This is a genomic window from Geodermatophilus sp. URMC 63 (assembly GCF_053502565.1).
Map to the genome: position 1 here is coordinate 3,541,896 of NZ_CP199956.1, position 26,229 is coordinate 3,568,124.

At 74.2% G+C, this 26,229-nt stretch carries 23 protein-coding genes; 16 read left to right on the forward strand and 7 right to left on the reverse strand.

Features of this window, described 5'->3' with window-relative positions:
* Positions 1–337: 337 nt before the first annotated feature.
* Together ACWIZO_RS17345 and ACWIZO_RS17350 are read right to left on the reverse strand one after the other, a co-directional pair.
* On the reverse strand, positions 338–1,414 hold the full coding sequence (locus tag ACWIZO_RS17345) for a cellulase family glycosylhydrolase (RefSeq protein ID WP_448638890.1): 1,077 nt from the start codon (positions 1,412–1,414) through the stop codon (positions 338–340).
* Between the two features lie 738 nt (positions 1,415–2,152).
* Positions 2,153–2,800 carry an MBL fold metallo-hydrolase gene (locus ACWIZO_RS17350; RefSeq protein ID WP_448638891.1) on the reverse strand — a complete coding sequence of 216 codons (648 nt, stop codon included), beginning with the start codon at positions 2,798–2,800 and terminating at the stop codon, positions 2,153–2,155.
* Between the two features lie 47 nt (positions 2,801–2,847).
* Between ACWIZO_RS17350 and ACWIZO_RS17355 the strand changes: the two genes are divergently transcribed.
* Both ACWIZO_RS17355 and uvrA read left to right on the forward strand, forming a co-directional pair.
* Positions 2,848–4,266, forward strand: a complete 1,419-nt coding sequence (locus ACWIZO_RS17355) for an amidase (RefSeq protein WP_448638892.1) — start codon at positions 2,848–2,850, stop codon at positions 4,264–4,266.
* 142 nt (positions 4,267–4,408) lie between these two features.
* The gene (gene uvrA, locus ACWIZO_RS17360) at positions 4,409–7,306 is read left to right on the forward strand and encodes an excinuclease ABC subunit UvrA (protein WP_448638893.1); all 2,898 of its coding nucleotides are present in this window, start codon (positions 4,409–4,411) and stop codon (positions 7,304–7,306) included.
* 500 nt (positions 7,307–7,806) lie between these two features.
* Here the strand turns inward: uvrA and ACWIZO_RS17365 are convergent, their stop codons facing one another.
* A complete protein-coding gene (locus ACWIZO_RS17365) occupies positions 7,807–8,694 on the reverse strand; it encodes an alpha/beta fold hydrolase (RefSeq protein ID WP_448638894.1) in 888 nt (295 codons plus the stop codon).
* A 128-nt stretch (positions 8,695–8,822) separates the two neighbouring features.
* Positions 8,823–9,140 (reverse strand): HNH endonuclease signature motif containing protein, encoded by a 318-nt coding sequence (locus tag ACWIZO_RS17370; protein ID WP_448638895.1) that lies wholly within the window; start codon positions 9,138–9,140, stop codon positions 8,823–8,825.
* A 218-nt stretch (positions 9,141–9,358) separates the two neighbouring features.
* Between ACWIZO_RS17370 and ACWIZO_RS17375 the strand changes: the two genes are divergently transcribed.
* From ACWIZO_RS17375 to ACWIZO_RS17440, 14 genes are all read left to right on the forward strand, one after another.
* Complete coding sequence (locus ACWIZO_RS17375; RefSeq protein WP_448638896.1) at positions 9,359–9,652, forward strand: hypothetical protein; 294 nt, start codon at positions 9,359–9,361, stop codon at positions 9,650–9,652.
* 91 nt (positions 9,653–9,743) lie between these two features.
* The gene (locus ACWIZO_RS17380) at positions 9,744–10,661 is read left to right on the forward strand and encodes an alpha/beta fold hydrolase (RefSeq protein ID WP_448638897.1); all 918 of its coding nucleotides are present in this window, start codon (positions 9,744–9,746) and stop codon (positions 10,659–10,661) included.
* A 31-nt stretch (positions 10,662–10,692) separates the two neighbouring features.
* Positions 10,693–11,127, forward strand: a complete 435-nt coding sequence (locus ACWIZO_RS17385) for a helix-turn-helix domain-containing protein (RefSeq protein WP_448638898.1) — start codon at positions 10,693–10,695, stop codon at positions 11,125–11,127.
* A gap of 10 nt (positions 11,128–11,137) precedes the next feature.
* Positions 11,138–11,560 carry a VOC family protein gene (locus ACWIZO_RS17390; protein ID WP_448638899.1) on the forward strand — a complete coding sequence of 141 codons (423 nt, stop codon included), beginning with the start codon at positions 11,138–11,140 and terminating at the stop codon, positions 11,558–11,560.
* A 135-nt stretch (positions 11,561–11,695) separates the two neighbouring features.
* On the forward strand, positions 11,696–13,759 hold the full coding sequence (gene uvrC / locus ACWIZO_RS17395) for an excinuclease ABC subunit UvrC (RefSeq protein ID WP_448638900.1): 2,064 nt from the start codon (positions 11,696–11,698) through the stop codon (positions 13,757–13,759).
* Positions 13,756–14,739, forward strand: coding sequence for an RNase adapter RapZ (rapZ, locus tag ACWIZO_RS17400; protein WP_448638901.1), 984 nt, complete (start codon positions 13,756–13,758; stop codon positions 14,737–14,739). Before uvrC ends, rapZ begins: the two co-directional genes overlap by 4 nt.
* On the forward strand, positions 14,739–15,692 hold the full coding sequence (locus ACWIZO_RS17405) for a gluconeogenesis factor YvcK family protein (protein WP_448638902.1): 954 nt from the start codon (positions 14,739–14,741) through the stop codon (positions 15,690–15,692). Before rapZ ends, ACWIZO_RS17405 begins: the two co-directional genes overlap by 1 nt.
* 97 nt (positions 15,693–15,789) lie before the next feature.
* Positions 15,790–16,779 carry a DNA-binding protein WhiA gene (whiA, locus tag ACWIZO_RS17410; protein ID WP_448638903.1) on the forward strand — a complete coding sequence of 330 codons (990 nt, stop codon included), beginning with the start codon at positions 15,790–15,792 and terminating at the stop codon, positions 16,777–16,779.
* 181 nt (positions 16,780–16,960) lie between these two features.
* The gene (gene gap, locus ACWIZO_RS17415) at positions 16,961–17,965 is read left to right on the forward strand and encodes a type I glyceraldehyde-3-phosphate dehydrogenase (RefSeq protein ID WP_448638904.1); all 1,005 of its coding nucleotides are present in this window, start codon (positions 16,961–16,963) and stop codon (positions 17,963–17,965) included.
* An 11-nt stretch (positions 17,966–17,976) separates the two neighbouring features.
* The gene (locus ACWIZO_RS17420) at positions 17,977–19,182 is read left to right on the forward strand and encodes a phosphoglycerate kinase (protein ID WP_448638905.1); all 1,206 of its coding nucleotides are present in this window, start codon (positions 17,977–17,979) and stop codon (positions 19,180–19,182) included.
* Positions 19,182–19,991 carry a triose-phosphate isomerase gene (gene tpiA, locus ACWIZO_RS17425; protein ID WP_448638906.1) on the forward strand — a complete coding sequence of 270 codons (810 nt, stop codon included), beginning with the start codon at positions 19,182–19,184 and terminating at the stop codon, positions 19,989–19,991. Before ACWIZO_RS17420 ends, tpiA begins: the two co-directional genes overlap by 1 nt.
* Before the next feature lie 31 nt (positions 19,992–20,022).
* Positions 20,023–21,843, forward strand: coding sequence for an ABC transporter substrate-binding protein (locus ACWIZO_RS17430; RefSeq protein ID WP_448638907.1), 1,821 nt, complete (start codon positions 20,023–20,025; stop codon positions 21,841–21,843).
* 35 nt (positions 21,844–21,878) lie between these two features.
* Positions 21,879–22,112 carry a preprotein translocase subunit SecG gene (secG, locus tag ACWIZO_RS17435; protein WP_446759989.1) on the forward strand — a complete coding sequence of 78 codons (234 nt, stop codon included), beginning with the start codon at positions 21,879–21,881 and terminating at the stop codon, positions 22,110–22,112.
* Between the two features lie 141 nt (positions 22,113–22,253).
* A complete protein-coding gene (locus tag ACWIZO_RS17440) occupies positions 22,254–22,595 on the forward strand; it encodes an RNA polymerase-binding protein RbpA (protein WP_448638908.1) in 342 nt (113 codons plus the stop codon).
* Between the two features lie 31 nt (positions 22,596–22,626).
* On the opposite strand, the gene pgl is transcribed toward ACWIZO_RS17440, so the two are convergent.
* Genes pgl through zwf form a run of 3 tightly spaced genes read right to left on the reverse strand, consistent with a single transcriptional unit; the run spans position 22,627 to position 26,145 of the window.
* Positions 22,627–23,445 carry a 6-phosphogluconolactonase gene (gene pgl, locus ACWIZO_RS17445; RefSeq protein WP_448638909.1) on the reverse strand — a complete coding sequence of 273 codons (819 nt, stop codon included), beginning with the start codon at positions 23,443–23,445 and terminating at the stop codon, positions 22,627–22,629.
* Positions 23,442–24,587 carry a glucose-6-phosphate dehydrogenase assembly protein OpcA gene (locus ACWIZO_RS17450; RefSeq protein WP_448638910.1) on the reverse strand — a complete coding sequence of 382 codons (1,146 nt, stop codon included), beginning with the start codon at positions 24,585–24,587 and terminating at the stop codon, positions 23,442–23,444. The genes pgl and ACWIZO_RS17450 overlap by 4 nt, the downstream gene beginning before the upstream one ends.
* Positions 24,588–24,627: 40 nt before the next feature.
* On the reverse strand, positions 24,628–26,145 hold the full coding sequence (gene zwf / locus ACWIZO_RS17455) for a glucose-6-phosphate dehydrogenase (protein ID WP_448638911.1): 1,518 nt from the start codon (positions 26,143–26,145) through the stop codon (positions 24,628–24,630).
* Positions 26,146–26,229 lie beyond the last annotated feature (84 nt).

Below are 26,229 nucleotides of genomic sequence, written 5' to 3' on the forward strand. Positions count from 1 at the left end.
CACCACAGCTTTTGCGGTCGCTGCATTCGTACCCCCGAGACCCGGGAAGGGCGGCCTGCCCGGCCGCGCGTGGTCGCGTGATCGGCCAGTCTGCGACCGGCGTAGCGGCGCCGCCGGGTGACCGTGGTCGAGTCGGTGCAGCTCATCTCTCCGCGGCGGATCTGCCGACCCGACATCCTCGTCGGCGGGCAGCCGCACAACCCGGACTCGTTCGATCGTCCCGACCAGCGCAACCCGCCGGGCAACCGCCGTTGGCTCCCGTGGGATCCCACTGAGCTGGTCCATGGCCCGTACCCGAGCCGCCGTTGCGTCACCCGTGTGTTCCGAAGGCGGTCGGTCAGGCGAGAATCCAATTCCGCATCTGGTCGTGGAACGGTTTCGGGGTGCCGTCGGCGCGGGTGAGCCCGAAGTGATCCTCCCGCTCGGCGCCGCCGTAGAAGGTGCGGTCGCGCATGGTGTACAGAAACAGCACGCTGTTCGGCTCTCTTCCGAACCACAGGTCGCGACCGCCGACGAGCGACCGGGCGTGCTGGTCCTCGGTCAGGGAGTTGTCCCCCGATGAGGGGGCGCCGAACTCGGATCCCCACAACGGTGTGGCGCTGTCCCCGTTCTGGTTCATCACGTCCCGGATGTGAGCCGCGTAGTACAGCTCTCCGGAGTCCCAGGCGCCCTGCCTTGACCAATACGGGTCCTGATAGGGGTGTGTGTTGGCGATGTCGAAGTACGGCTTGCAGCCCCGGGCGTACAGGTCGCGGTACCAGGTGACGGTGTCGATGGTGGACCCCCAACCAACACCTCCGGCCAGCACCCGAGCGCCGGGATCACCCGCCTTGATCCTCGGATACGCCGCCTTGAGCAACTTGGCGTAGCTGTCGGTGCTGGGACTCGACCAGAACTGGGGGAGGTTGGGTTCGTTCCACACCTCGTAGTGCACGACCCGACCCCGGTAGCGGGTGGCCACACGGTTGCAGAACGCGGCGAACCCGTCGCGCTGGTTCTGGGTGGTGGGCCCGTGGGTCTCTGGCGTCTCCGCGGGTCGCGCCCAGGTCGGGAGGGTGCCCAGGACCAAGAGCGGACGGAGGTGGCGGGCAGCGCAGGCATCGACCAGGCCGTCCAGCTCGGCCCACGACCAGGTGCCGCGAGTGCCCTCGATCCACGCCCAGTTGGCGTCGGTGCGCAACCAGTTCGCGCCCAGGTGGACGGCCTCGTCCAGACGCGCATCACGCCACGCGGCGCCGCGGTACATGAGATCGGCGGCACCGATGGAGACCCCGATCCGGGACGCGCGGGTCGTGGTGCTGACGGTCACGCCCGTGTGGGTCGCCCGGGCGACGCGGGTGCTGGTACCGACCGCGAGCGCGGCGACCGCTGCCGCGGCGCCGGTGAGGAAACGGCGGCGGGTCATCGCGGACATGGAACTTGACCGTTCCCTTCCGTGGATGCGGGCGCTGATGTGGTCGGTGAGACGCGCAGGGCGGACCGGCTCGCGGAGGTGGCCGCGGTGAGAGATGGCGGCAGGGCATCTCACGGGCCTGTGATCGGGAGATTCGGGACTCGGACTCACTTGTGGCTCATCACACAAGCACTACGGAGTACGAGAGCACTGGTTCATGGTCGTCGAGGTCGGCTCCGTCTCCTCTCATGCTCGCCTACGGACCAGGCAACCTCCGAGAACTCGCCGGCCGGGCGAGTCGGCGTGTCGGTACTGTGTGCAGTAGGTGAGGTCTCCGGTGGAGGGATCCGCGGCGGCCGGTTGACGAACGCGCACCTGGCCCTTGAAACCCGGCGCAAGCCCCTGGTGACGGTCCTCACCGGCGGCCAGGCCGCGGACGGTCCCAGTTCACCACCGTGCTGCGCCGCACTCGGGGTCCTTTCATCCCGAGGGACGGACGGGTGTCCGCGCAGAGCTCACCGCTGCCGTGGAGAGGGTCGTGGCGCTGCTGAGCGAGCGCCGGTACACCCTCGTGACGTCGTCGCGGTGGCTGACGGGTGGCTGCGGAGTGCGTCTGGAGGCCCGCCCACCGTGACGGCGGTCGCGGGCTACGGATCCCGATGGCCGTTCTACCGCCTCCGGGACGGCCGGTTTCTCGAGCTGCGCGAGTACCCCTGCGTGCAGGGCGCGGCGAGCTGACCGTCGTGGGCCGGCTTCCGCCTACCAGCCGCGGGCGCGCCACTCCGGCAGCGACGGGCGCTCGGCGCCCAGCGTCGTGTCCTTGCCGTGCCCCGGGTAGACCCAGGTGTCGTCCGGCAGCGCGTCGAACAGCCGCTGCTCGACGTCGTCGACGAGGCTGGCGAAGGCCTCCGGCGACCGAGTCTTCCCGACGCCGCCGGGGAAGAGGCTGTCCCCGGTGAACACGTGCGTGCCCGACCCGCGCCAGACGAGCGCGATGCTGCCCGGCGTGTGCCCGCGCAGGTGCACCACCTCGAGCACCTGCTCCCCGACCTCGACGGTGTCGCCGTGCGCCACGGTGCGGTCGACCGGCACGGGCAGGTCGCCGGCGTCGGCGGCGTGCGCGACGGTCCGCGCGCCCGTGGCGGCGACGACGTCGGGCAGCGCGCGGTGGTGGTCCCAGTGCCCGTGCGTGGTGACGACGGTGCGCAGGTCGGCGTCGCCGACGAACGCGCGCAGCGTGTCCGGCTCGGCGGCGGCGTCGACCAGCAGCGCCTGCCCGGTCGCGGTGCACCGCAGCAGATAGGCGTTGTTGGCCATCTCGCTGACCGCGACCTTGCTGATGGTCAGCCCCGGCAGCTCCCGCACGTCCGCCGGACCGCCCACCTCGACGTCGCCGGTGTAGCTCATCGGGCCTCCGTTCGAGATCTGTCGGCGCCCGTGGTTACGGTCGCCGCATGGACGCTAGCGGAGGTCCGGGCGGCGCCCGGGTCGTCGGTCTGCCGGCCACCGGGATCGCCGCCCGGGTCCGGTCCGGCGAGCTCTCCGCCGTCGAGGTGGTGCGGGCGCACCTGATCCACCTCGCCGACGTCGAGCCGCGGATCGGCGCGTTCCGGGTGGTCCGCGCGCAGGCCGCGCTCGCCGAGGCGGCGGCGGTCGACGCGCACCCCGACCGGGCGTCGCTGCCGCTGGCCGGGGTCCCGATCGCGGTGAAGGACAACGTCGCCGTCGCCGGCGAGACCGCCACCGACGGCGGCGCGGTCGTGGGCGTGCAGCGGGCCGCGGCCGACCACCCGGTCGTCGCGCGGCTGCGTGCCGCCGGCGCGGTCGTCGTCGGGATCACCCGGATGCCCGAGCTCGGCCTCTGGCCCACGACGGACGGTCCGGGCACGGTCACGCGCAACCCCTGGGACACCGCCCTGTCGCCGGGCGGGAGCTCGGGCGGCAGCGCCGCCGCGGTCGCGGCCGGTGTCGTGCCCCTGGCCCAGGGCAACGACGGGCTGGGCTCGCTGCGGCTGCCGGCCGCCGCCTGTGGGCTGGTCACGCTCAAGCCCGGCCGCGGGGTGCTGCCCGCCGGGGTCGGCGCCGACGACTGGTCGGGCATGGTGGTCAACGGCGTGCTCGCCACGACCGTCGCCGACGTCGTCCTGGGCACCGCCGTCCTGGCAGGGGAGACCCCGGCCCCACCCGCGGACCCCGGCCGGCCGCTGCGGATCGCCGTCGCCCGGCGCTCGCCCGTGCCCGGGGTGCGGCCCGACGGCCCCACCCGCGGCGCGGTCGAGCGGACGGCTCGGCTGCTGCGCGGCGCGGGGCACGTCGTGGTCGAGCGCGACCCGGTGATCCCGCCCGGTGCCGCATTCGGGGGGCTCGTCCGGTGGTTCGCAGGTGCGGAGGACGACGCCGCCGCCCTCGGCGTCGACCGGTCGGCCCTGCTGCCGCGCAGTCGTGCCCACGCGCGGCTGGGCCGGCTCGCCCGCCGGGCCGGTCTGGTGCGGCCCGCGACCGCCGAGCGGTTCCGCGAGCGGACGGCGGTCTTCTTCGCCGACTCCGACCTGGACGTGCTGCTGTCGCCCGTCACGAACGGGCCGCCGCTGCCCGTGCGGCCGTGGCACGAGCGCGGGTTCCTGGTCAACGCGGGCGCCGCCGGCCGCTGGGCTGCCTGGGCGCCGGCCTGGAATCTGGCCGGGGTCCCGGCACTCGTGCTGCCGGTCGGCACCCGGGCCGAGGGGACCCCGCTGGCCGTCCAGCTGGTCGGCCCCCCGGGCAGCGAGACGCGGCTACTCTGGCTGGCTGGGGAGCTGGAACGGCGGCAGCCCTGGCGCCGCCACGCGCCGGTCTTCGACCCCACCGGAGCGCCGTCCCCGGCTCCCGTCTGAGCGCACCACCCAGCAGGCGCAACGTCGCCGTCGTCACGGATTGCACCCGGGCGGTGACGACGTTGTCCGTATCGACATCTCGACATCTCCACCGCAGGGCCCCGGTGAGACCGGCCGGCCCGGCTGACCGACAGGGATCACATTGGACCGTCTCGTCGTCCGCGGCGCCCGTGAGCACAACCTCAAGGACGTCCACCTCGACCTGCCCCGCGACGCCATGATCGTGTTCACCGGGCTGTCCGGGTCGGGGAAGTCGAGCCTGGCCTTCGACACGATCTTCGCCGAGGGCCAGCGGCGCTACGTCGAGTCGCTGTCGGCCTACGCCCGCCAGTTCCTCGGCCAGATGGACAAGCCCGACGTCGACTTCATCGAGGGCCTGTCGCCGGCGGTGTCGATCGACCAGAAGTCGACCAACCGCAACCCGCGCTCGACCGTCGGCACCATCACCGAGGTCTACGACTACCTGCGCCTGCTCTACGCCCGCGCCGGCCAGCCGCACTGCCCGAACTGCGGCAAGCCGATCTCCCGGCAGACGCCGCAGCAGATCGTCGACCAGGTGCTGGCGATGGAGGAGGGCACCCGGTTCCAGGTGCTCGCCCCGGTGGTGCGCGCGCGCAAGGGCGAGTACGTCGACCTGTTCAGCTCGCTGCAGACGCAGGGCTTCTCCCGCGTCCGCATCGACGGCACGGTGCACCCGCTCACCGAGCCGCCGAAGCTGAAGAAGCAGGAGAAGCACACGATCGAGGTGATCGTCGACCGGCTCACCGTCAAGGAGAGCGCCAAGCGCCGCCTCACCGACTCGGTCGAGACCGCGCTGGGCCTGGCCGGCGGCCTCGTCGTCCTCGACTTCGTCGACCTGCCCGACGACGACCCGCAGCGGGAGCGGACCTTCTCCGAGCACCTCGCCTGCGTTGACGACGGGCTGTCCTTCGAGGCCCTCGAGCCGCGCAGCTTCTCGTTCAACTCGCCGTTCGGCGCCTGCCCCGAGTGCACCGGCATCGGCACCCGCAAGGAGGTCGACCCCGACCTCGTCATCCCCGACCCGGGGAAGAGCCTCGCCGAGGGCGCGGTGGCCCCGTGGGCCGGGTCGATGAGCAACGAGTACTTCCAGCGGCTGCTGTCCGGCCTGTCGGACATGCTCGGCTTCTCCATGGACACCCCGTGGGAGGACCTGCCGGCCAAGGTGCAGAAGGCCGTCCTGCACGGCTCGCCCGACCAGGTGCACGTCCGCTACAAGAACCGCTACGGCCGCGAGCGCAGCTACTACGCGGCGTTCGAGGGCGTCCTGCCCTTCCTCGAGCGCCGGCACGAGGACACCGACAGCGAGTACATGCGGGACAAGTACGAGGGCTACATGCGCGACGTGCCGTGTCCCGTGTGCCACGGCACCCGGCTCAAGCCGGAGATCCTCGCGGTCAAGCTCAACAGCCGGTCGATCGCCGAGGTCACCGGCCTGTCCATCGGGGAGGCCGCCGACTGGCTCGGCGCGCTGGAGCTGGGGGAGCGCGAGCGGGCCATCGCCGACCGCGTGCTCAAGGAGATCCAGGCCCGGCTGTCCTTCCTCGTCGACGTCGGCCTGGACTACCTGTCCCTCGACCGGCCCGCGGCGACGCTCGCCGGTGGCGAGGCGCAGCGCATCCGCCTGGCCACGCAGATCGGGTCGGGGCTGGTCGGCGTGCTCTACGTGCTCGACGAGCCGTCGATCGGGCTGCACCAGCGGGACAACACCCGGCTGATCGAGACGCTGGTCCGGCTCCGCGACATGGGCAACACGCTGATCGTCGTCGAGCACGACGAGGACACGATCAAGACCGCCGACTGGGTGGTCGACATCGGCCCGGGCGCCGGGGAGCACGGCGGCGAGGTGATCGTCAGCGGCACGGTCGACGACCTGCTGGCCAGTGAGCGGTCGCTGACCGGGCAGTACCTGTCCGGCCGGATGGAGATCACCGTCCCGAAGGTGCGGCGGCAGCCGCAGCCCGGCCGCGAGCTGGTGGTCAAGGGCGCCCGTGAGCACAACCTCAAGGGCGTAGACGTGACCTTCCCGCTCGGCTGTCTGGTCGGCGTCACCGGGGTGTCCGGGTCGGGCAAGTCCAGCCTGGTCAACGACATCCTCTACACGGTGCTGGCCAACCAGCTCAACCGCGCCCGGATGGTGCCGGGGCGGCACCGCACGGTCACCGGGCTGGAGCACCTGGACAAGGTCGTGCACGTCGACCAGTCGCCGATCGGGCGCACGCCGCGGTCGAACCCGGCCACCTACACCGGCGTGTGGGACCAGATCCGCAAGCTGTTCGCCCAGACGTCGGAGGCGAAGATCCGCGGCTACCAGCCCGGCCGCTTCTCCTTCAACGTCAAGGGCGGCCGCTGCGAGGCGTGCTCCGGCGACGGCACGATCAAGATCGAGATGAACTTCCTGCCGGACGTGTACGTCCCGTGCGAGGTGTGCAAGGGCGCCCGGTTCAACCGGGAGACGCTCGAGGTGCACTACAAGGGCAAGACGGTGGCCGAGGTCCTGGACATGCCGATCGAGGAGGCCGCCGACTTCTTCGCGGCGATCCCGGCGATCGCGCGGTACCTGCGCACGCTCACCGACGTCGGCCTGGGCTACGTGCGGCTCGGCCAGCCGGCCACGACGCTGTCCGGCGGCGAGGCGCAGCGGGTCAAGCTGGCGAGCGAGCTGCAGAAGCGGTCCAACGGCCGCAGCGTGTACGTCCTGGACGAGCCGACCACCGGCCTGCACTTCGAGGACATCCGCAAGCTGCTGCTCGTGCTGCAGGGCCTGGTCGACAAGGGCAACTCGGTGATCGTCATCGAGCACAACCTCGACGTCATCAAGAGCGCCGACTGGTTGATCGACATGGGCCCCGAGGGCGGGTTCCGCGGCGGCATGGTCGTGGCCGAGGGGCCGCCGGAGTTCGTCGCGTCGGTGTCCGAGTCGCACACCGGCCGCTACCTCGTACCGCTGCTCGACCCGGCGGCGGTCGAGGCCGCGGCGGCCGAGCCGAGGAAGCGGGCCACCCGCAAGCGCGCCAGCTGACGCGCCGGTCGGGTGCGCACCGGTCCCATCCGCGTCGACGCTGTCGCGGATGGGACCTTCGTCGCGCGCCCGAGCTGCTTCGGCGACGACGTCCCGGCCGGCGCCACGCGGAGGTCTTCGACCGGGACGGGGCCGCCTGGCTGCCGATCGGCTGCTTCGTGGTCTGGTCCGGTCCGGCGGGCGGGTGGTCCTCGTCGACGCCGGCTGGGCCCGGAGGTGCAGCTCCTGCCCGGGTGGTGGCCTCCGCCGGTGAGCGACTGGTGCTGCCCGGGGACGTGATCACCTGTCCGGTACAGCTCGCCCAGCCCGGCTGGCGATCCACGGGCGACGTCGACCCGAGCCCGGCCGCCCGCACCCGCCGCCGGCTGTGGCAGCTGCTGAGGGAGGAGGGAGGACGGGCGTGGGCGCCCACATCCCACCGCTCGCCGCCGGCCGCGTCGCCGCTCCGGGACGCCGGGTGGAGATGGACCGGTCTGCGTCCCCGTCCCCGTCCGGCAGCGTCAGGCCCAGCGCCGGATGAACTCCGCCGTGGCCCGGTCGACCTCGTCCGCATGCGAGGCGCTGAGGAAGTGCGCGCCCCCGTCGACGATGCGCACCTGCGCGTCCGCGCTGTGCGTGAACAGCCGGATCTCCTCCTCGGCGTTCGCGACGGAGTAGACACGGTCCTCGGTGCCGTGCATCCACAGCACCGGGCACCGCACCGCGTCCAGGCGGCCGTGCAGGCCGTCGCGGTCGCGCAGGTTGATGCTGCTGAGCCGCAGCCGCCGGCGCCCCGCGTCGCCGGTGTAGTTGCGCTGGTGCGTCTCGTGCCAGAAGGCGCGTTCCTCGGGCGCGACGTCGTCGCCGAAGCCCTCCGCGAGGGTCGCGTCGACGAGCTCGAGAGGGATCACCCAGTCGTCGTCCATCTCCGCGGCGAGCGCGTCGATGGCCGGCGTGCAGAAGGCGACGCCGTCCCAGCAGCCGAGCTCGCGGCTGCGCGGGCTCTCGGTGTCCATGGAGGTGCCCAGCGGGACGATGCCCCTGATCGTGTCGGGCGCCAGCACGGCCATGCGGGCCGCCACCCAGCCGCCCTGCGAGGTGCCGAGGACGAACGCCTCGCGGATGCCGAGCGCCTCGAGGACCTGCAGGTCTGCGATGGCCGAGTCCCAGTAGGTGAACTGCTCGTAGCCGGCGCGCGTGCGGCCGTGACCGTAGGGCTCGAGGGCCAGCAGGTTGGCCGTGGCGGCGAGGTCCTCGTCGGCGAACTGTGGCCGATAGAGGTCGGTGGAGGTGCTGAAGGAGTTGACCATGACCAGCGTCGGCAGCGAGGCGTCGTAGGGCCGGCCGAAGCGGTAGCCGATGGTCGAGGTGCCGAGGTGGGGCACCGAGATGATCTCTGTCTCGCCCATGGTGGCTCCGGTCGTCCGGGATCGCTGCAGGCCAGGTCCGTGGTGCGTTCGCCATCGTGGCGGCGTGCCCGGGGCGGGTCAACGTGCCGGCCGGACCCCGAGCGCTCGGTCCGACGGCTCCGGGCGGCTCAGTAGGGCGGTGGCGTGGTGACCGCTGTCAGCCCCGTGGATGTGGTGACGGTGAGGGTGCCGTCGGGTGCCTGGTGGTGGGTCCAGCCCGGCGCCTGGTGCTTGCCGCGGTGGTGGCGGGTGCAGTAGCCGGTGAGGTTGGCCGCCGAGGTCGCGCCGGCCGGCCAGGGGACGGTGTGGTCCAGTTCGCCGCCGCGGGGCACCCGGTTCCGGCAGCCAGGGAAGCGGCAGCGGCGGTCGCGGGCGCGGACGTGCCGGTCGAGGGCGGCGGCGGGCCGCCGCGCAGTCGGGTGGACCTCGACGCCGGGGTCGCCCACGTCCTCCTGCCGCCGCGGTGAGCCGGAGCAGCGAGGACTCCGCCCCAGCCCCTGCGCGGGACGAGTGGGACGGGTCCCGCCTCTGTCGCCCGGCCAGGTGTGGTCTCCACCGGTGGCACCGCGCCACTTGAGCGGTACGGGCGCGGCCCGTATCGTCCGCTGTGACGGACGTCACGCCGTCGTCCCGGCGTGACGGGTGCCCGATGGAGGAGACGCCGATGAGCGCGCTCACGCCCGACTGCGACCCCGACCTGTCCACCTGCGGCTCACCCCTGGGCCCGAGGCCGGGCGGAGGCGTCCGCTCCACGGTCGTCCTGCTCGCCCTGGTGACCGTGGCGGCGCTCGCCGTCACCAGCACCGCGGTGCCCGGGGTCGTCGCCGTCCTCGCCGGCGGTGTGGGCATGCTCTCGGCGCTCGTGCTGGGCGGTCGAGCGGTCCGCCTCGGACGCCGTGTGGCGGCCGCCGCTGCCACGTGGTCGCCCCAGGTCCGGCGGTCCCGGCCGGTGGGCTGACCGTCACCTCCCCGACGGCGCCCCGGGCTGCGCGGCCGGCCCGGGGACGGCAGGCTGACCGGGCGACGACGCCGTCCGAGGAGGCCGCCCGATGACCAGCCCCGCCCCCGTCACCTGGACCGACGCCGCCGACGGCGTCCGGCTCGCCGAGCGCCGCTGGCGACCCGACGACGCGGTGCGCGGGACCATCCAGCTGGTGCACGGGCTCTCCGAGCACGCCGGCCGCTACGAGCGGCTGGCCGCGGCCCTCACCGCGCGCGGCCTCGCCGTCGCTGCGCTCGACCAGCGCGGGCACGGGCTGACGGCGGAGTCGACCGGCCCCGGAGCCTTCGGGCCGGGCGCCAGCAGCGACGCCGTCCTCGACGACGTCCGCGACCTGGGGGAGCGGCTGGCCGCCGAGCACCCCGGCGTCCCGTACGTCCTGCTCGGCCACTCGCTCGGCTCCGCGGTCGCGCTGGCCTCCGCAGAGCGGGACGGCGCGGGGCTGGCCGGCCTCGTCCTCTCCGGGCCGATCGGCGTCGCCCCGCACATGGCGGAGGCCGTGCCGCAGCTGGAGGCCGCCGTCGCCGGCGGGATGGGCGAGCAGCCGATGGACGCCCTCAGCGGGTTCAACGCCTCCTTCGAGCCGGCCCGCACGCCGCACGACTGGCTCTCCCGCGACGAGGCCGAGGTGGACGCCTACCTCGCCGACCCGCTGTGCGGGGATGACTTCCCGCCCACCTACGGCTACGGCGCCGGGATGTTCGCCCTGGTCGCCCGCGCGGCGAGCCCCGAGAGCGTGGCCGGCCTGCCCGCCGGGCTGCCGGTGCTGCTGCTCTCCGGGCAGCGCGACCCGGTCGGCGGCCAGGACGCCGCCCAGGTCACCGCGCTGGCGGAGCTGCTGCGCGGCCGCGGCCTGCCGGTGGAGCAGCGGATCTACCCCGACGCCCGCCACGAGGTGTTCAACGAGACCAACCGCGACGAGGTGACCGCCGACCTGCTCACCTGGCTCGAGGGCCGCCTGGCCTGATCCGGCCGGTGCGGCGGTGGGGGACGAGACGGTGAGCCGGGCCAGCGAGGACTCCAACCGGCGGATGCTGCGCGCCCGCGACGCGATGGACCGCAGCTACGCCGAGCCGCTCGACGTCGCCGCCCTGGCCCGGCTCGCCCACGTCTCCGGGGCGCACTTCATCCGCACCTTCAAGGAGACCTTCGGCGAGACGCCGCACCGGTACCTGCAGCGCCGCCGGGTGGAGCGGGCCATGTTCCTGCTGCGCAGCACCGACCGCACGGTCACCGACGTCTGCACGGCCGTCGGCTTCTCCAGCCTCGGCACCTTCAGCCGGGTGTTCGCCGAGGTCGTGGGCGAGCCGCCGAGCGCGTACCGGCGGCGCGGGCCACTGGCGCCGGTACCCTCCTGCTTCGGCATGCGGTGGCTGCGCCCGAGCGGGAAGACAGCAGTTCCGGAGAAGCCCGGCAGCGACGTGCGCCTCTAGCGTCGTCGGCATGTTGACCTCCATCTCGATCACCTCCCTCTACGTGCTGGACCAGGACCAGGCGCTGGACTTCTACGTCGGGAAGCTGGGCTTCGAGGTCCAGACCGACCAGCAGTTCGGGCCGATGCGCTTCCTGACCGTCGTCCTGCCCAGCGACCCGGGCCACGCCGTGCTGCTGGAGCGGCCCGCCCCGCCGTCGGTGAGCCCGGAGATCGCCGACACGGTGCGCGACCTGGTGACCAAGGGCGCCGGTGGCGGCCACCTGTTCCTCACCACCGACGATGCCCGCAAGACCCACGCCGCGCTCGAGGAGAAGGGGGTCGACCTGCCCGAGGAGCCGGTCGTGCAGCCCTACGGCATCGACTTCGGCCTCCGCGACCCCTTCGGCAACTCCGTCCGCATCGCCCAGATGACCCCACCCCCGACGGCCTGACCCCCGGCTGACCCCCGGTCGGGCCCGTCCGTGGCGGGCCCGGCCGGACCGCACCGGCAGCCCGGGAACCACACCCGTGTGGTTCCCGGGACGGGAGGCGGGCGGACCGTCGGGGCTCCGACCTACTGTGGACACGTGCCCGACCCGTCCACGTACCGACCGGCGGTCGGCTCCATCCCCGAGTCGCCCGGGGTCTACAGGTTCCGCGATCCCAACGGCCGCGTCATCTACGTGGGCAAGGCCAAGAGCCTGCGCCAGCGGCTGAACAGCTACTTCGCCGACGTCGCCGGCCTGCACCCGCGCACCCGCCAGATGGTGACGACGGCGGCCAGCGTCGAGTGGACCGTCGTCGGCACCGAGGTCGAGGCCCTCCAGCTCGAGTACAACTGGATCAAGGAGTTCGACCCGCGGTTCAACGTCCGCTACCGCGACGACAAGAGCTACCCCAGCCTCGCCGTGACGCTCAACGAGGAGTACCCGCGGCTGCAGGTCATGCGCGGCCCGAAGAAGAAGGGCGTGCGGTACTTCGGCCCCTACGCGCACGCGTGGGCGATCCGGGAGACGCTCGACACGCTCACCCGCGTCTTCCCGGCCCGCACCTGCTCCACCGGCGTGTTCAAGCGCGCCGGGCAGATCGGCCGCCCCTGCCTGCTCGGCTACATCGGCAAGTGCGCCGCCCCCTGCGTGGGCCGGGTCAGCGCCGAGGAGCACCGCGCGATCGTCGAGGACTTCTGCGACTTCATGGCCGGCCGCACCGACCTCATGGTGAAGCGGCTGGAGCGGGAGATGGCCGAGGCCGCCGAGGCGATGGAGTACGAGAAGGCCGCCCGGCTGCGCGACGACCTGGGTGCGCTCAAGCGGGCCATGGAGAAGCAGGCCGTCGTCCTCGGGGACGGCACCGACGCCGACGTCGTCGCCTTCGCGCAGGACGAGCTGGAGGCCGCCGTCCAGGTGTTCCACGTCCGCGGCGGGCGGGTGCGCGGCCAGCGCGGCTGGATCATCGACAAGGTCGAGGAGGTCACCACCGGCGAGCTGGTGGAGCAGTTCCTCCTGCAGGTCTACGGCGGGGTCGACGAGCAGACCGGGGTCGGCGAGGCCGGGGAGGCGGTGCCCAAGGAGGTGCTGGTCCCCGAGCTGCCCGAGGACGCCGACGTCTACGAGGAACTGCTCACCGAGCTGCGCGGCTCCCGGGTGTCGCTGCGGGTACCCCAGCGCGGCGACAAGCGCAGCCTGCTGGAGACCGTCGAGCGCAACGCCAAGGAGGCCTTCGCCCGGCACCGGGTCAAGCGCTCCAGCGACCTCACCGCCCGCAGCCTCGCGCTCTCCGAGCTGCAGGAGGCCCTCGAGCTGCCCGAGGCGCCGCTGCGCATCGAGTGCATCGACGTCTCGCACGTGCAGCAGACGAACGTCGTGGCCTCGATGGTGGTGTTCGAGGACGGCCTGGCGAAGAAGTCCGACTACCGCCGCTTCTCCGTCCAGCACGGCACCGACGACACCGCGGCCATGGCCGAGGTGGTCCGCCGTCGGTTCGCCCGCCACCTCAAGGAGGAGGCCGACCGCATCGACGAGCAGGGCGTCGCCGCGGAGGAGGGACGGCCGCGCCGGTTCGCCTACCCGCCCAACCTGCTCGTGGTCGACGGCGGCGCGCCCCAGGTCGCGGCCGCCGCCCGGTCGCTCGACGAGCTCGGCATCGTCGACGTCGCCGTCTGCGGGCTGGCCAAGCGGATGGAGGAGGTGTGGCTGCCCGGCGAGAACGACCCGGTGATCCTGCCGCGCACCTCCGAGGCGCTGTACCTGCTGCAGCGGGTGCGCGACGAGGCCCACCGGTTCGCCATCACCTACCACCGGCAGAAGCGGTCGGTCAGCATGCTGGTCTCCCTGTTGGACGACGTCCCCGGTCTCGGGGAGACGCGGCGGAAGGCGCTGATGAAGCAGTTCGGGTCCCTCAAGCGGCTGCGCGCGGCCTCGGTGGACGAGCTCACGGCGGTACCGGGGATCGGCCGCCGCACCGCCGAGGCGGTCCTGGCCGCCGTCGCCGAGCCCGCCGAGCCTGCCGAGCGCGCCGCCGAGCCCGCCGCCGAGGAGTCCGCCGACCCCCGGGTCGTGGAGACGACGACCGCGCCGGCCGGACCGGCCGAGCGGGGCACGCCCGTCCCCGGCGCCGGCGACACCGCCGAGGTCGGGCGGGTCGCCTCGTGAGCGCCGAGCAGGGGACCGGGGCGACGACGGCGGCGCCGACCGCGGACGGCGCCGCGCGGGACGGGCAGGCCGGTCCGCAGGCCGACGTCCCGGCCGGCCTCGACGGGAGCAGCACCGAGACGCCGCCGCTGGACGTCGTGGTGGTCACCGGGCTCTCCGGCGCCGGGAAGAACACCGCCGGGCGGGTGATGGAGGACCTCGGGTGGTACGTCGTCGACAACCTGCCGCCGGCGCTGCTGCTGCCGATGGTCGAGCTCGGCGCGCGCGGCGACGTCCGCCGCTTCGCCGCGGTCGTCGACGTCCGCAGCCGGGCCTTCTCCAGCGACCTGCAGGAGGCCATCCGGGTGCTGGCCGCGGCCGGGCACCGGCCGCGGGTGGTCTACGTGCACGCGCGCGACGAGGTGCTGGTGCGCCGGTACGAGTCCAACCGCCGCGAGCACCCGCTGCAGGGCTCGGGCCGGCTGATCGACGGCATCTCCGCCGAGCGCGCCCTGCTCACCGGGATCGCCGGCGAGGCCGACCTGTGGGTCGACACCAGCGACCTCAACGTCCACCAGCTCCGGGCCACCCTGGAGAACGCCTTCGCGCGGGAGGGCCGGACCCCGCCGCTGACGGCGACCGTGCTCAGCTTCGGCTTCAAGTACGGCCTGCCGCTGGACGCCGACCTCGTCGTCGACGCGCGCTTCCTGCCCAACCCGCACTGGCTGCCCGAGCTGCGCCCGCACACCGGGCAGGACCCGGACGTGCGGGACTACGTGCTCGGCCAGGAGGACGCCGGGCCGTTCCTCGACCGCTACACCGACGTGCTGCGGCTGCTCGTGCCCGGCTACCGGCGGGAGGGCAAGCGCTACCTGACGCTCGCGGTCGGCTGCACGGGCGGCAAGCACCGCAGCGTCGCCATCGCCGAGGAGTTCGCCCGCCGGCTGTCGGCCGAGGGCATCGACGCCGTCGCCCGCCACCGCGACCTGGGCCGCGAGTAGTGGGCGCGCCTCCCCGGGTGGTCGCCTTCGGTGGCGGCCACGGACTCGCCGCGGCCCTGGGCGCCTGGCGCCTGATCACCTCGGATCTGACCGCCGTCGTCACCGTCGCCGACGACGGCGGGTCCTCCGGGCGGATCCGCCGCGAGATGCCCGTGCTGCCGCCCGGTGACCTGCGCATGGCCCTGGCCGCGCTGGCCGGTGCCGACCCCGCCCGGCAGCAGATGGCGCGCCTGTTCCAGCACCGGCTCGGCGGTACCGGCGTGCTGGCCGGGCACCCGGTCGGCAACCTCGTCCTCACCGGCCTGGTGGAGCTGCACGACGGCGACACCGTCCGCGCGCTCGACGCCGCCCGGGAGCTCGTGGGCGCCTGCGGCCGGGTGCTCCCGATGGCCGACGTCCCGCTCGACCTCGTCGCGCGCGTGGAGACGTCCGACCCCGACGACCCGGCCCGCACCCGCACGATCCGCGGGCAGGTCGCCATCGCGTCCACGCCCGGCCGGGTGCGGGAGATCCTGGTCTCGCCGGCCGACCCGCCCGTGCACCCCGACGTGCTGGCCGCCATCGCGACCGCCGACGTCGTGTCGCTGGGCCCCGGCTCCTGGTACACCTCCGTGCTGCCCCACCTGCTGGTGCCCCGGCTGCGGGCGGCGCTGGCCGCGAGCCCCGCCCGGGTGGTCGTGGTGCTCAACCTGGAGCCCCAGCCAGGGGAGACCGACGGGTTCTCACCGGAGGAGCACCTCCGGGTGCTCCAGGGGCACCTGGGCGGTGTGGCGCTGCACACGGTGATCGCGGATGCGGAATCGGTGGTTGACCGTTGTGGTCTCCTGTCTGCAGTGCGCGAGTGCGGCGCCGAGCTCGTCCTGGCTCCGGTCGCCGAGCTCGACGGCTCACCGCGCCACGACCCCACGCGGCTGTCGGCCGCGCTGGCCTCGGTGGTGGTCGGAGCGCGGTGACGGGTAGGGGTCGCAGCCGGTGCACCGGTTCCGACGGTGACCGGACGGTTCGAGGGGGAGAGGTGACGCCGCGTATGGCGCCGCAGCAGGTGAGGGGGTGGTCGTCGTGGCGATGACCGCCATGGTCAAGGACGAGCTGTCCCGGGTGGAGTGCACGCGGACCTCCGAGCGCAAGGCCGAGGTCACCGCGCTGCTCCGCTTCTCCGGCGGGCTGCACATCGTGGGCGGCCGCGTCGTCATCGAGGCGGAGCTGGACACCGGGTCGGTGGCCCGCCGGCTCCGGCGGGACATCAGCGAGGTCTACGGCTACACCAGTGGGGTCAGCGTGCTGGCCGGCGGCAACATCCGCCGCGGCGTGCGCTACCTGGTGCGCATCGCCAAGCACGGCGAGGGCCTGGCCCGGCAGACCGGGCTGGTCGACCAGCGCGGCCGCCCGGTGCGCGGCCTGCCGCCCTCGGTGGTCTCCGGCAGCATCAACGACGCCGAGGCCGCCTGGCGCGGCGCCTTCCTGGCCCACGGCTCGCTCACCGAGCCCGGCCGCTCCTCCTCCCTGGAGGTCACCTGCCCCGGCCCCGAGGCCGCCATGGCCCTCGTCGGCGCGGCCCGCCGGCTCGGCATCGCGGCCAAGGCCCGCGAGGTGCGCGGCGCCGACCGGGTGGTCGTCCGCGACGGCGACGCGATCAGCGCGCTGCTCACCCGCATGGGCGCCCACGACGCCGTGCTGGCCTGGGAGGAGCGGCGGATGCGCCGCGAGGTCCGGGCCACCGCCAACCGGCTGGCCAACTTCGACGACGCCAACCTGCGCCGTTCCGCGCGTGCCGCCGTCGCCGCCAGCGCCCGGGTCGAGCGGGCGCTGGAGATCCTCGCCGGCGACGCACCCGAGCACCTGCTCGTCGCCGGCCGGCTGCGTCTCGAGCACGGCCAGGCCTCGCTGGAGGAGCTCGGCCAGCGCGCCGAGCCGCCGATGACCAAGGACGCCGTCGCGGGCCGGATCCGCCGGTTGCTGGCCATGGCCGACAAGCGCGCCAAGGACCTCGGCATCCCCGACACAGAGTCGGTCGTGACCGAGGACATGCTCGCCCAGTAGCGGCAGGACCGCCCTCTCCGCACGGCGTCACCCGGGGAGCCCTCCGCGCTGCGGGGGCTCCCCATGGCCGGCCGGGGCTCACCCGGACGGCGCGCGCCCCGGCCGATAGGGTCGTCGCGGATCGCGGCCGCGCGACCGCGTGGCCGACCGAGGCGACAGTCGAGCACATGGAGGGTCAGCTGTGACCGTACGGGTGGGCATCAACGGGTTCGGCCGGATCGGCCGCAACTTCTGGCGGGCGGCCGCGGCCAGCGGCAAGGACATCGAGATCGTGGCGGTCAACGACCTGACCAGCCCCGAGGTCCTCGCCCACCTGCTGAAGTACGACAGCATCCTGGGGGTGCTGTCCGAGGACGTCGCCGCCGACGGCGAGGGCATCAAGATCGCCGGGTCGACCATGAAGGTGCTCTCGGAGCGCGACCCGGCCAGCCTGCCCTGGGGCGACCTGGGCGTCGACGTCGTCGTCGAGTCCACCGGCTTCTTCACCAAGGCCGACGACGCCCGCAAGCACGTGGACGCCGGCGGCGCCAAGAAGGTGGTCATCTCCGCGCCGGCCACCGGTGACGACCTGACCATCGTCATGGGCGTCAACCACGAGAAGTACGACGGCTCGCAGACGATCATCAGCAACGCGTCCTGCACCACCAACTGCCTGGCCCCGCTGGCCAAGGTGCTCAACGACTCGTTCGGCATCGAGCGCGGGCTCATGACCACGATCCACGCCTACACCGCCGACCAGAACCTGCAGGACGGCCCGCACAAGGACCTGCGCCGCGCCCGCGCCGCCGCGCTCAACATGGTCCCGACCTCGACCGGTGCGGCCAAGGCGATCGGCCTGGTCCTGCCGGAGCTGCAGGGCAAGCTCGACGGCTACGCCGTCCGCGTCCCGGTGCCCACCGGCTCGGCCACCGACCTCACCGTCCAGCTCTCCCGCGAGGTGCCGGCCGACGAGATCGACGCCGCCTACCGCGAGGCCGCGGCCGGCCCCCTGGCCGGCATCCTCAAGTACACCGACGCCCCGATCGTCTCCTCCGACATCGTCACCGACCCGGCGAGCTGCATCTACGACTCCAAGCTCACCAAGGTCTTCGGACCGATGGCCAAGGTCCTCGGCTGGTACGACAACGAGTGGGGCTACTCCAACCGGCTGGTCGACTCCGTCGAGCTCGTCGGCCGCTCGCTCTGACGCCGCACGCCATGCGTTCCCTCGACGACCTGCTCGCCGAGGGGGTCTCGGGTCGGCGCGTGCTCGTGCGCGCCGACCTGAACGTCCCCCTCGACAAGCAGACCCGCGCGATCACCGACGACGGGCGGATCCGCGCCAGCCTGCCCACCCTGCAGGCGCTCCGCGACGCCGGCGCCCGCGTCGTGGTCGCCGCCCACCTGGGCCGCCCGAAGGGTGCGCCGGACCCGCAGTACTCCCTGGCCCCGGTCGCCGCGCGGCTCGGGGAGCTGCTCGGCACGGAGGTGCCGCTGGCCACCGACGTCGCCGGCGACGACGCGACCCAGCGGGCCGCGGCCCTCGGCGACGGCGACGTCCTGCTGCTGGAGAACGTCCGCTTCGAGGCGGCCGAGACGGCCAAGGACGACGCCGAGCGCGGCGGGCTGGCCGACCGGCTGGCCGCGCTGGCCGACGTCTACGTCGACGACGCCTTCGGGGCGGTCCACCGCAAGCACGCGTCGGTCTACGACGTCGCGCAGCGCCTGCCGCACGTCGCCGGCCGGCTGGTGGCCACCGAGCTCGACGTCCTCACCCGGCTCACCAGCGACCCCGAGCGGCCCTACGTGGTCGTGCTCGGCGGCTCGAAGGTCAGCGACAAGCTCGCCGTGATCGAGGCGCTGCTGCCCAAGGTCGACCGGCTGCTGGTCGGTGGCGGCATGTGCTTCACCTTCCTCGCCGCGCAGGGCTCCGGCGTCGGGAAGTCGCTGCTGGAGGCCGACCAGGTCGACACCTGCCGGCGGTTGCTCGCCGAGGCCGGCGACCGGATCGTGCTGCCGCTCGACGTCGTCTGCGCGCCGCAGTTCAGCGCCGCGGCGCAGACGACCACCGTCCCCGTTGACCGGATCCCGGACGACCAGATGGGCCTGGACGTCGGCCCGCGCACGGTCGAGGCGTTCGGCCGCGAGCTGGCCGACGCGCGGACGGTGTTCTGGAACGGCCCGATGGGCGTGTTCGAGCTCGCGCCGTTCCAGGCCGGCACCCGCGGCGTGGCCGAGGCCGTCGCCGCCGTCGACGGGCTGTCGGTGGTCGGTGGCGGGGACTCCGCGGCCGCCGTCCGCCAGCTCGGGCTCGACGAGGCCGCCTACGGGCACATCAGCACCGGCGGCGGGGCGTCCCTGGAGTACCTCGAGGGCCGGGAGCTGCCCGGTCTCGCGGTGCTCGCCGACGGGCGGGAGGGCTGATGGCCCGCACCCAGCCGCCGGCCCGCCGCGAGGGGCGCCGCCCGCTCATCGCGGGCAACTGGAAGATGCACATGACGCACCTGGAGGCCATCGGCCTGGTGCAGAAGCTCGTCTTCAGCCTCACCGAGAAGCAGCTCGACGACGCCGAGGTCGTCGTCCTCCCGCCGTTCACCGCGCTGCGCAGCGTGCAGACCCTCGTCCAGGGCGACAAGCTCGCCGTCGGCTTCGGCGCGCAGGACCTCTCGGCGCACGACTCGGGCGCCTACACCGGCGAGGTCAGCGGCGGGATGCTCGCCGCGCTGGCCTGTGGCTTCGTCGTCGTGGGGCACTCCGAGCGGCGGGCGCTGCACGGCGAGGACGACGCCGAGGTGGCCGCCAAGGTCGCAGCGGCGCTGCGGCACGGGCTCACGCCCATCCTGTGCGTCGGGGAGGGGCTCCACGTCCGCCGCGCCGGCGGGCACGTCGCGCACTGCACCGCCCAGCTCGACGCGGCGCTGGAGGGCCTTCCCGCCGAGCAGGTGGGGGAGGTCGTGCTGGCGTACGAGCCGGTGTGGGCGATCGGCACCGGGGAGGTGGCCACGCCCGAGGACGCTCAGGAGGTGTGTGGTGCCCTGCGGTCACGGCTCGCCGAGCGTTTCAGCCCGGAGACGGCCGCGGGGGTCCGTATCCTCTACGGCGGGTCGGTGAAGGCCGCCAGCACGGCCGGGATCCTGGCCGGGCCGGACGTCGACGGCGCACTCGTCGGGGGCGCGAGCCTGGACGCCGACGAGTTCGCGCAGATCTGTCGGATCGCCGCCGAGGGCAGCTAGCAGCCACCGGCGGCCCAGTGGGGGCGGGTGGGTGGACAGCACGCGCGAGCGCTCCTCCGGGAGCACGCCCACCCGACCTCCGGGCCGCCGGGCCGCCTGGCTGCGCGGCACCGCCGGCCGGGTCCTCGCCCTGGTCGGCGTCGTCGTGCTCGTCGTCGTCCTCGCGGTCAGCTGCGGCGCGAGCCGGGACGGCGCCGCCGGCGTGCCCGTGCTCGGCGACGGGCCCGACGCCGGCGTCGAGGGCGTCCGCTCGGCCTCCGAGGCCACCGGCGGGACGCTGCGCGTGGTCACCGGCGAGGTCGACAGCCTCGACCCGCAGCGCTCCTACCAGCCGGGCGTGTGGAACCTCATGCGGCTCTACACCCGCACGCTGGTCACCTACTCCTCCGAGCCCGGCAGCACCGGCGACCTGGTGCCCGACCTCGCCACCGACACCGGCACCACCACCGACGGCGGGCTGACCTGGACGTTCACCATCCGCGAGGGCGCCCGCTTCGAGAACGGGCGGGCTATCACCTCCCGCGACGTCAAGTACGGCGTCGAGCGGTCCTTCGCCTCCGACGTCGTCGTCGGCGGGCCCACCTACGTCGTCGACCTGCTCGACGACCCGGAGGACCCCTACGCCGGGCCCTACCAGGACGAGGACCCCGGCAAGCTGGGCCTGGCCGCCGTGGAGACGCCCGACGACCTCACGATCGTCTTCCGGCTGCGCGCCGCCCAGCCCGACTTCCCCTACGTGCTGGCGCTGCCCTCGAGCAGCCCGGTGCCGGTGGAGAACGACACCGGCGCCGACTACGGCCGCGACCCCGTCTCCTCCGGTCCCTACGCGGTGACCACCGTCGACGCCGAGACCGGCATCGTCCTCGACCGCAACCCGAACTGGGACCGCGCGGCCGACCCCGTCCGCTCGGCGCTGCCCGACCGCGTCGTCGTCCGCACCGGGATGTCCAACCTCGAGCGCGACCAGGCGCTGCTCGCCGGGTCGGCCGACGTCGACGTCTCGGGCACGGGCGTGCACACCGCCACCACCGCCCGCCTGGCCGAGGGCGCCGGGGGAGAGGTGCCGCTGACCGACCGGGTCGACGACGTGACCAGCGGGGCGGTGCGCATGCTCGCCCTGCCCACCGACGTCGCGCCGATGGGCAACGCCGACTGCCGGGCCGCGGTGGCCGCCGCCATCGACCGGCGCGCCGTCCAGGACGCCGCGCTGGGCGCGGACGACGCGGTGCGCACCTCGCAGCTGTGGCCGCGGGCGATCCCGGGTGGCCCGGAGGAGCCCGACCCGGGTCCCGACCCCGACGCCGCCCGCGCCGCCCTTGCCGCCTGCGGGCAGCCGCAGGGCTTCAGCACGGTGCTCGCCGTCCCCGACGCGCCGACCAGCATCGCGGTCGCCGACGCGGTCGCCGGGCAGCTGGAGGCCGTCGGCATCCTCGCCGAGGTGCGCCCGCTCCCGGCGGCGAGCTTCTACGCCACCGACGTCGGCAGCCCGGACAACGTGGCCCGCAACGGCTACGGCATCGTGCTGGCCACCTGGACCGCCGACTTCCCGACCCCCGGGTCGTTCCTGGTGCCGCTGGCCGACGGCCGGTCGGTGAGCGCGGTCGGCAACACCAACTACGCCCGGCTGACCGACCCGGCGCTGTCCGGCCTGGTCGACGCCGCCCGCCAGGCCACCGACGCCGGGGCGGCCCGCGCGGCGTGGCGCGAGGTGGCCACCGCGGCCCGGGCGACGCACGCCTACGTGCCGCTCGTGGAGACGCGCCTGCAGCTGCTGGCCGGTCAGCGGCTGCACAACGGCGTCGTCATGCAGCCCTACGCCGGCTACGACCTGGCCACCGCGGGCGTGCGCTGACCGGAGCGCCCGGCGCCACCGGCTACCCTGGACCCATGTTCGAGCTCGTCCTCAACGTGGTGCTGGTCCTCGCCAGCGTGCTGCTCGTGGTGCTGATCCTCCTGCACCGCGGCAAGGGGGGCGGGCTGTCCTCGATGTTCGGCGGCGCGGTGTCCTCGCAGCTGTCCGGGTCCTCGGTCGTGGAGAAGAACCTCAACCGGCTCACCGTGTTCACCGGCCTGATCTGGGCGGTGTGCATCGTCACGCTCGGCATCCTGCTGAAGATCTGAGCGTCACGATCCGCAGGTGTTGCGGCGAAAACGTGATCGGGGGGACACCCCCCAGGCCATAGACTGCCCCGGCGGTGAGACGGCGCCGCGCGACGACGTCATGGCACGTCGCGGAGCAGGTCGGGTCCTGAGGGGGCGCTCGTGGCTGGTGGCAATGCGATCCGGGGTACGCGGGTCGGTGCGGGTCCGATGGGGGAGGCGGAGCGCGGCGAAGCAGCGCCGCGCAACCGGATCGCCTTCTGGTGCAGCCAGGGGCACGAGACGCGGGTGGCCTTCGCCACCGACGCCGAGGTGCCCGAGCTGTGGGACTGCCCGCGGTGCGGTCTCCCGGCCGGCCAGGACGAGCAGGCGCCGCCCCCCGCGCCGCGCACCGAGCCCTACAAGACCCACCTCGCCTACGTCCGCGAGCGGCGCAGCGACGCCGACGGCGACGCCCTGCTCGAGGAGGCCCTCGCCAAGCTCCGGGCCCGCCGCGGCGCCTGAGCGGTCCGCCGGGACCGGGAACTCCCCCCGGTCAGTCCGCGGCGCCGGGCAACCGCCCGGCCGCCGCGGCGTCGAGCAGCCAGCGGGTGGCCCGGCGGCCGCGGGCACCGGCGGCGGGCAGGTCGACGGGCGCCGCGCCGCCGAGCGCGCTCGCCACCGCGTCGGCCTTGCCCTCGCCGGACACCAGCAGCCACACCTCCTCGGCACTGGCGATCGCGCCGAAGCCGAGGCTCACCCGGGTGGGCGGCGGCTTCGGGCAGTCGCGGACGGCGACCACCGGCCGCTCGTCGGTGGCCGCGGGGGAGTGCGGGAAGATCGACGCGACGTGGCCCTCCGGCCCCATCCCCAGCAGCAGCACGTCGAAGCGGGGGAGCGGGCCCTCGCCGGCCGCGGCGGCCAGCTGCCCGGCGTACCACTCCGCGGCCGCCTCGGGCCCGTCGAAGCCGGCGTCGGAGGCGGGCATCGCGTGCACCCGCTCCGCGGGCACCCCGACCCGGTCCAGCAGCGCCTCGCGGGCGCCCTTCTCGTTGCGCTCGTCGTCGTCGGCGGGCACGAAGCGCTCGTCGCCCCACCACACGTCGACCGCCGTCCAGTCGACCTGCTGACCGGGGGCCGGCTCCTCGGCCAGCTGCGCCACGTGCCGCAGCACCGCGGTGCCGACGCCGCCGCCGGTCAGCACCACCGACGCCGTCCCGTGCACCGCCTGCGCCGCGGCGAGCCGCGCCACGAGGGCGGCCGCGGCCGCCCGGGCCAGCATCTCGGCGTCGGGCTCGACGACGACGTCGGGCACCGGCCCGTCGGTGCGCTCGGCCAGCCGGGCGACGATGCGGTCCCCCGGGGACTGCGTCACCGGACGGTCTCCGGCGCGGTCGGGTCCGGGCTGTCGTGCTCGCCGTGCTGCGCGACCTCGTCGGCACCCTCGGAGTCCAGGGGCACGGTCGGCGCCGCACCGTGCGGGCTGTTCTGCCCGACCTGGTCCCCGGCGAACGGGGCCTGCGTGTGCTCGGCCGGGTCGACCCAGACGTGCGCGCGGACCGACTCCCGGCCGACCAGGCCGGAGATCCCGGTCGCGGCCTCCAGTGCCTCGGCGTAGGGCTCGTCGGGGTCCAGCCGCCGGAGCTCCTCGCCGAGCAGGTCGCCGAGCGGGCGCTCGGGCAGCGCCATGGTGGCGTCGGGCCGGTGGGGCTGGCTGATCACCGCGCCGCCGCGGCGGTCGGCGTGGACCCGGACCTCCTCGTGCTGGTCCAGCTGCAGCACGACCGCGTCGACGCCGCTGGGGCCGGAGTGGCGGGGCGTGGGGACGACGTCGACGGGGCAGCCGCAGCGCGACTGCAGCCAGCCGGCCAGCAGCCGTGCCGTGGCCGCGCCCGGCTCGCCCTCCACCCGGCCGCCGAGCACGTGGACGGCGTCGCCGCGGCGGCCGGACACCGAGTCCAGGGCCGAGGTGAGGGTCGCCCGCCACGGGGTGGCGCGGGTCCAGGCCAGGTCGGTGTCGCCGGGGGCGTAGTCCTGGGCGCGGGTGCGCAGCGCCCGCAGCTGGTCGGCCGACGTCGTGCTGTCGGTGATCCGCCGGTCGGCGATGACCGCCAGGGCGTCGGTGGTCAGCCGCGTCGGCGCGTCGCAGTGCCACCAGGTGACCACGGGCGCATCGGCGGCCAGCAGCGGCAGCACGACCGACTCGGCGTGCAGCGCCAGCCGCCCGTACATGCGCATGACGACGGCCTCGCCGGGGCCCAGCCGGCCGCCGATCGACACCTCGGCGTCCAGCCGCGGCACGGGCGCCTCGATCTGCCGCCGGACGACGACGAGGATCCGGCAGGGGTGCTGCTCGGCGGCCGTCGTGGCCGCCTCCTCGGCCTCGGTGACCCGGCTCTCGTCGGCGACGACGACCAGCGTCAGCGCGACTCCGGACAGCACCGCGCCGCCGGTCCGCCGCTGGGCGGCCAGCTCCTTCACCACGGCCGAGCCGGTGGTGTCCCACAGCGTCGTCACGGCGTCTCCTCGTCTGGGTGGGGGGCTTCGTGGGACGGGTTCACGGACGCCGCCACCGGCGGCCCTCGGCGGCGAGCATGTCGTCGGCCGCGCGCGGGCCCCACTCGCCGGCCCGGTACGGCTCCGGGGTGCTGCCGGCCCAGAACGCCTCGAGCGGGTCGATCACCGACCAGGACGCCTCGACCTCGGCGTTGCGGGGGAACAGCGTGGCGTCGCCGAGCAGCACGTCGAGCAGCAGCCGCTCGTAGGCTTCGGGGCTGGACTCGGTGAACTGCTCGCCGTAGAGGAAGTCCATGGACACGTCCCGGACCTCCATGACGCTTCCGGGCACCTTCGACCCGAACTTGAGGGTGACCCCCTCGTCGGGCTGCACGCGCACGACCAGCTGGTTGTTGCCCAGCTCCTCGGTGTCGGTGTCGGCGAAGGGCAGGTGCGGCGCCCGCTTGAACACCAGTGCGATCTCGGTGACGCGGCGCGGCAGCCGCTTGCCGGTGCGCAGGTAGAAGGGGACCCCGGCCCAGCGGCGGGTCTCCACACCGAGCCGGACGGCGGCGAAGGTCTCGGTCGTGGAGTGCGGGTCGACGCCCTCCTCCTGCCGGTAGCCCCTGGCCCGCTGACCGGCCAGCCAGCCCTGCTCGTACTGCCCGCGGACGGCGAAGGTGCGCAGGTCCTCGGGCAGCGAGACCGCCCGCAGCACCTTGAGCTTCTCCGTGCGGATCTCGTCGGCCGAGAACTCGACCGGCTCCTCCATCGCGGTCAGCGCCAGCAGCTGCAGCAGGTGGTTCTGCAGCACGTCGCGGGCCGCACCGGTCTTCTCGTAGAAGCCCGCGCGCCCGCCGATGCCGACGTCCTCGGCCATGGTGATCTGCACCGAGTCGACGTGGTGGCCGTTCCAGACCGGCTCGAACAGCTCGTTGGCGAACCGCAGCGCCATCAGGTTCTGGACGGTCTCCTTGCCCAGGTAGTGGTCGATGCGGAAGACGTCCTCGGCGCTGAACACCGAGTCGACCAGCTCGTTGAGCGCGCGGCTGGAGGCCAGGTCGGTGCCGAAGGGCTTCTCGACGACGACGCGGCGCCACCGGTCGGGGGTGCTCTCGGCCATGCCGGTGCGCTGCATCTGCTTGAGCACGACCGGGAACATCGCCGGCGGGATCGACAGGTAGAACGCCGCGTTACCCCCGATGCCGTGGCTGCTCTCCAGGTCGGCGAGCGCGTTGGCGAGCTCGTCGAAGGCGTTGTCGTCGTCGAAGGAGCCCTGGACGAACCGGACGTTGGCCGCCAGCCGCTCCCACACCTCCTCACGCCACTCGGTGCGGGCGGCCTTGCGGGCGGCGTCGCGGGCCAGCTCGGCGAAGTCCTGGTCACCCCAGTCGCGCCGCGCGAAGCCGAGCAGCGCGAAGTTGGTGGGGAGCAGCCCCCGGTTGGCCAGGTCGTAGACGGCCGGCAGGAGCTTCTTGCGGGCCAGGTCCCCGGTGATGCCGAAGACCACGAGCGCGCACGGTTCGGGGACGCGCGGCAGCCGCCGGTCGCGCGGGTCCCGGAGCGGGTTGGGGATCATGGACCCTCCTCGAGGGTGGAGCCAGGGCGTCCGGCCGGGAGACGGCTCCCGGCCGGGCGCGGTGTGTGTCGAGGGCGGAGTGAG

Bases quoted from the DNA above. Each gene is read 5' to 3' on its own strand.
- ACWIZO_RS17345 (WP_448638890.1), bottom strand. From the start codon at position 1,414: ATGTCCGCGATGACCCGCCGCCGTTTCCTCACCGGCGCCGCGGCAGCG.
- ACWIZO_RS17350 (WP_448638891.1), bottom strand. From the start codon at position 2,800: ATGAGCTACACCGGCGACGTCGAGGTGGGCGGTCCGGCGGACGTGCGG.
- ACWIZO_RS17355 (WP_448638892.1), top strand. From the start codon at position 2,848: ATGGACGCTAGCGGAGGTCCGGGCGGCGCCCGGGTCGTCGGTCTGCCG.
- ACWIZO_RS17365 (WP_448638894.1), bottom strand. From the start codon at position 8,694: ATGGGCGAGACAGAGATCATCTCGGTGCCCCACCTCGGCACCTCGACC.
- ACWIZO_RS17375 (WP_448638896.1), top strand. From the start codon at position 9,359: ATGAGCGCGCTCACGCCCGACTGCGACCCCGACCTGTCCACCTGCGGC.
- ACWIZO_RS17380 (WP_448638897.1), top strand. From the start codon at position 9,744: ATGACCAGCCCCGCCCCCGTCACCTGGACCGACGCCGCCGACGGCGTC.
- ACWIZO_RS17390 (WP_448638899.1), top strand. From the start codon at position 11,138: ATGTTGACCTCCATCTCGATCACCTCCCTCTACGTGCTGGACCAGGAC.
- ACWIZO_RS17420 (WP_448638905.1), top strand. From the start codon at position 17,977: ATGCGTTCCCTCGACGACCTGCTCGCCGAGGGGGTCTCGGGTCGGCGC.
- tpiA (WP_448638906.1), top strand. From the start codon at position 19,182: ATGGCCCGCACCCAGCCGCCGGCCCGCCGCGAGGGGCGCCGCCCGCTC.
- secG (WP_446759989.1), top strand. From the start codon at position 21,879: ATGTTCGAGCTCGTCCTCAACGTGGTGCTGGTCCTCGCCAGCGTGCTG.
- zwf (WP_448638911.1), bottom strand. From the start codon at position 26,145: ATGATCCCCAACCCGCTCCGGGACCCGCGCGACCGGCGGCTGCCGCGC.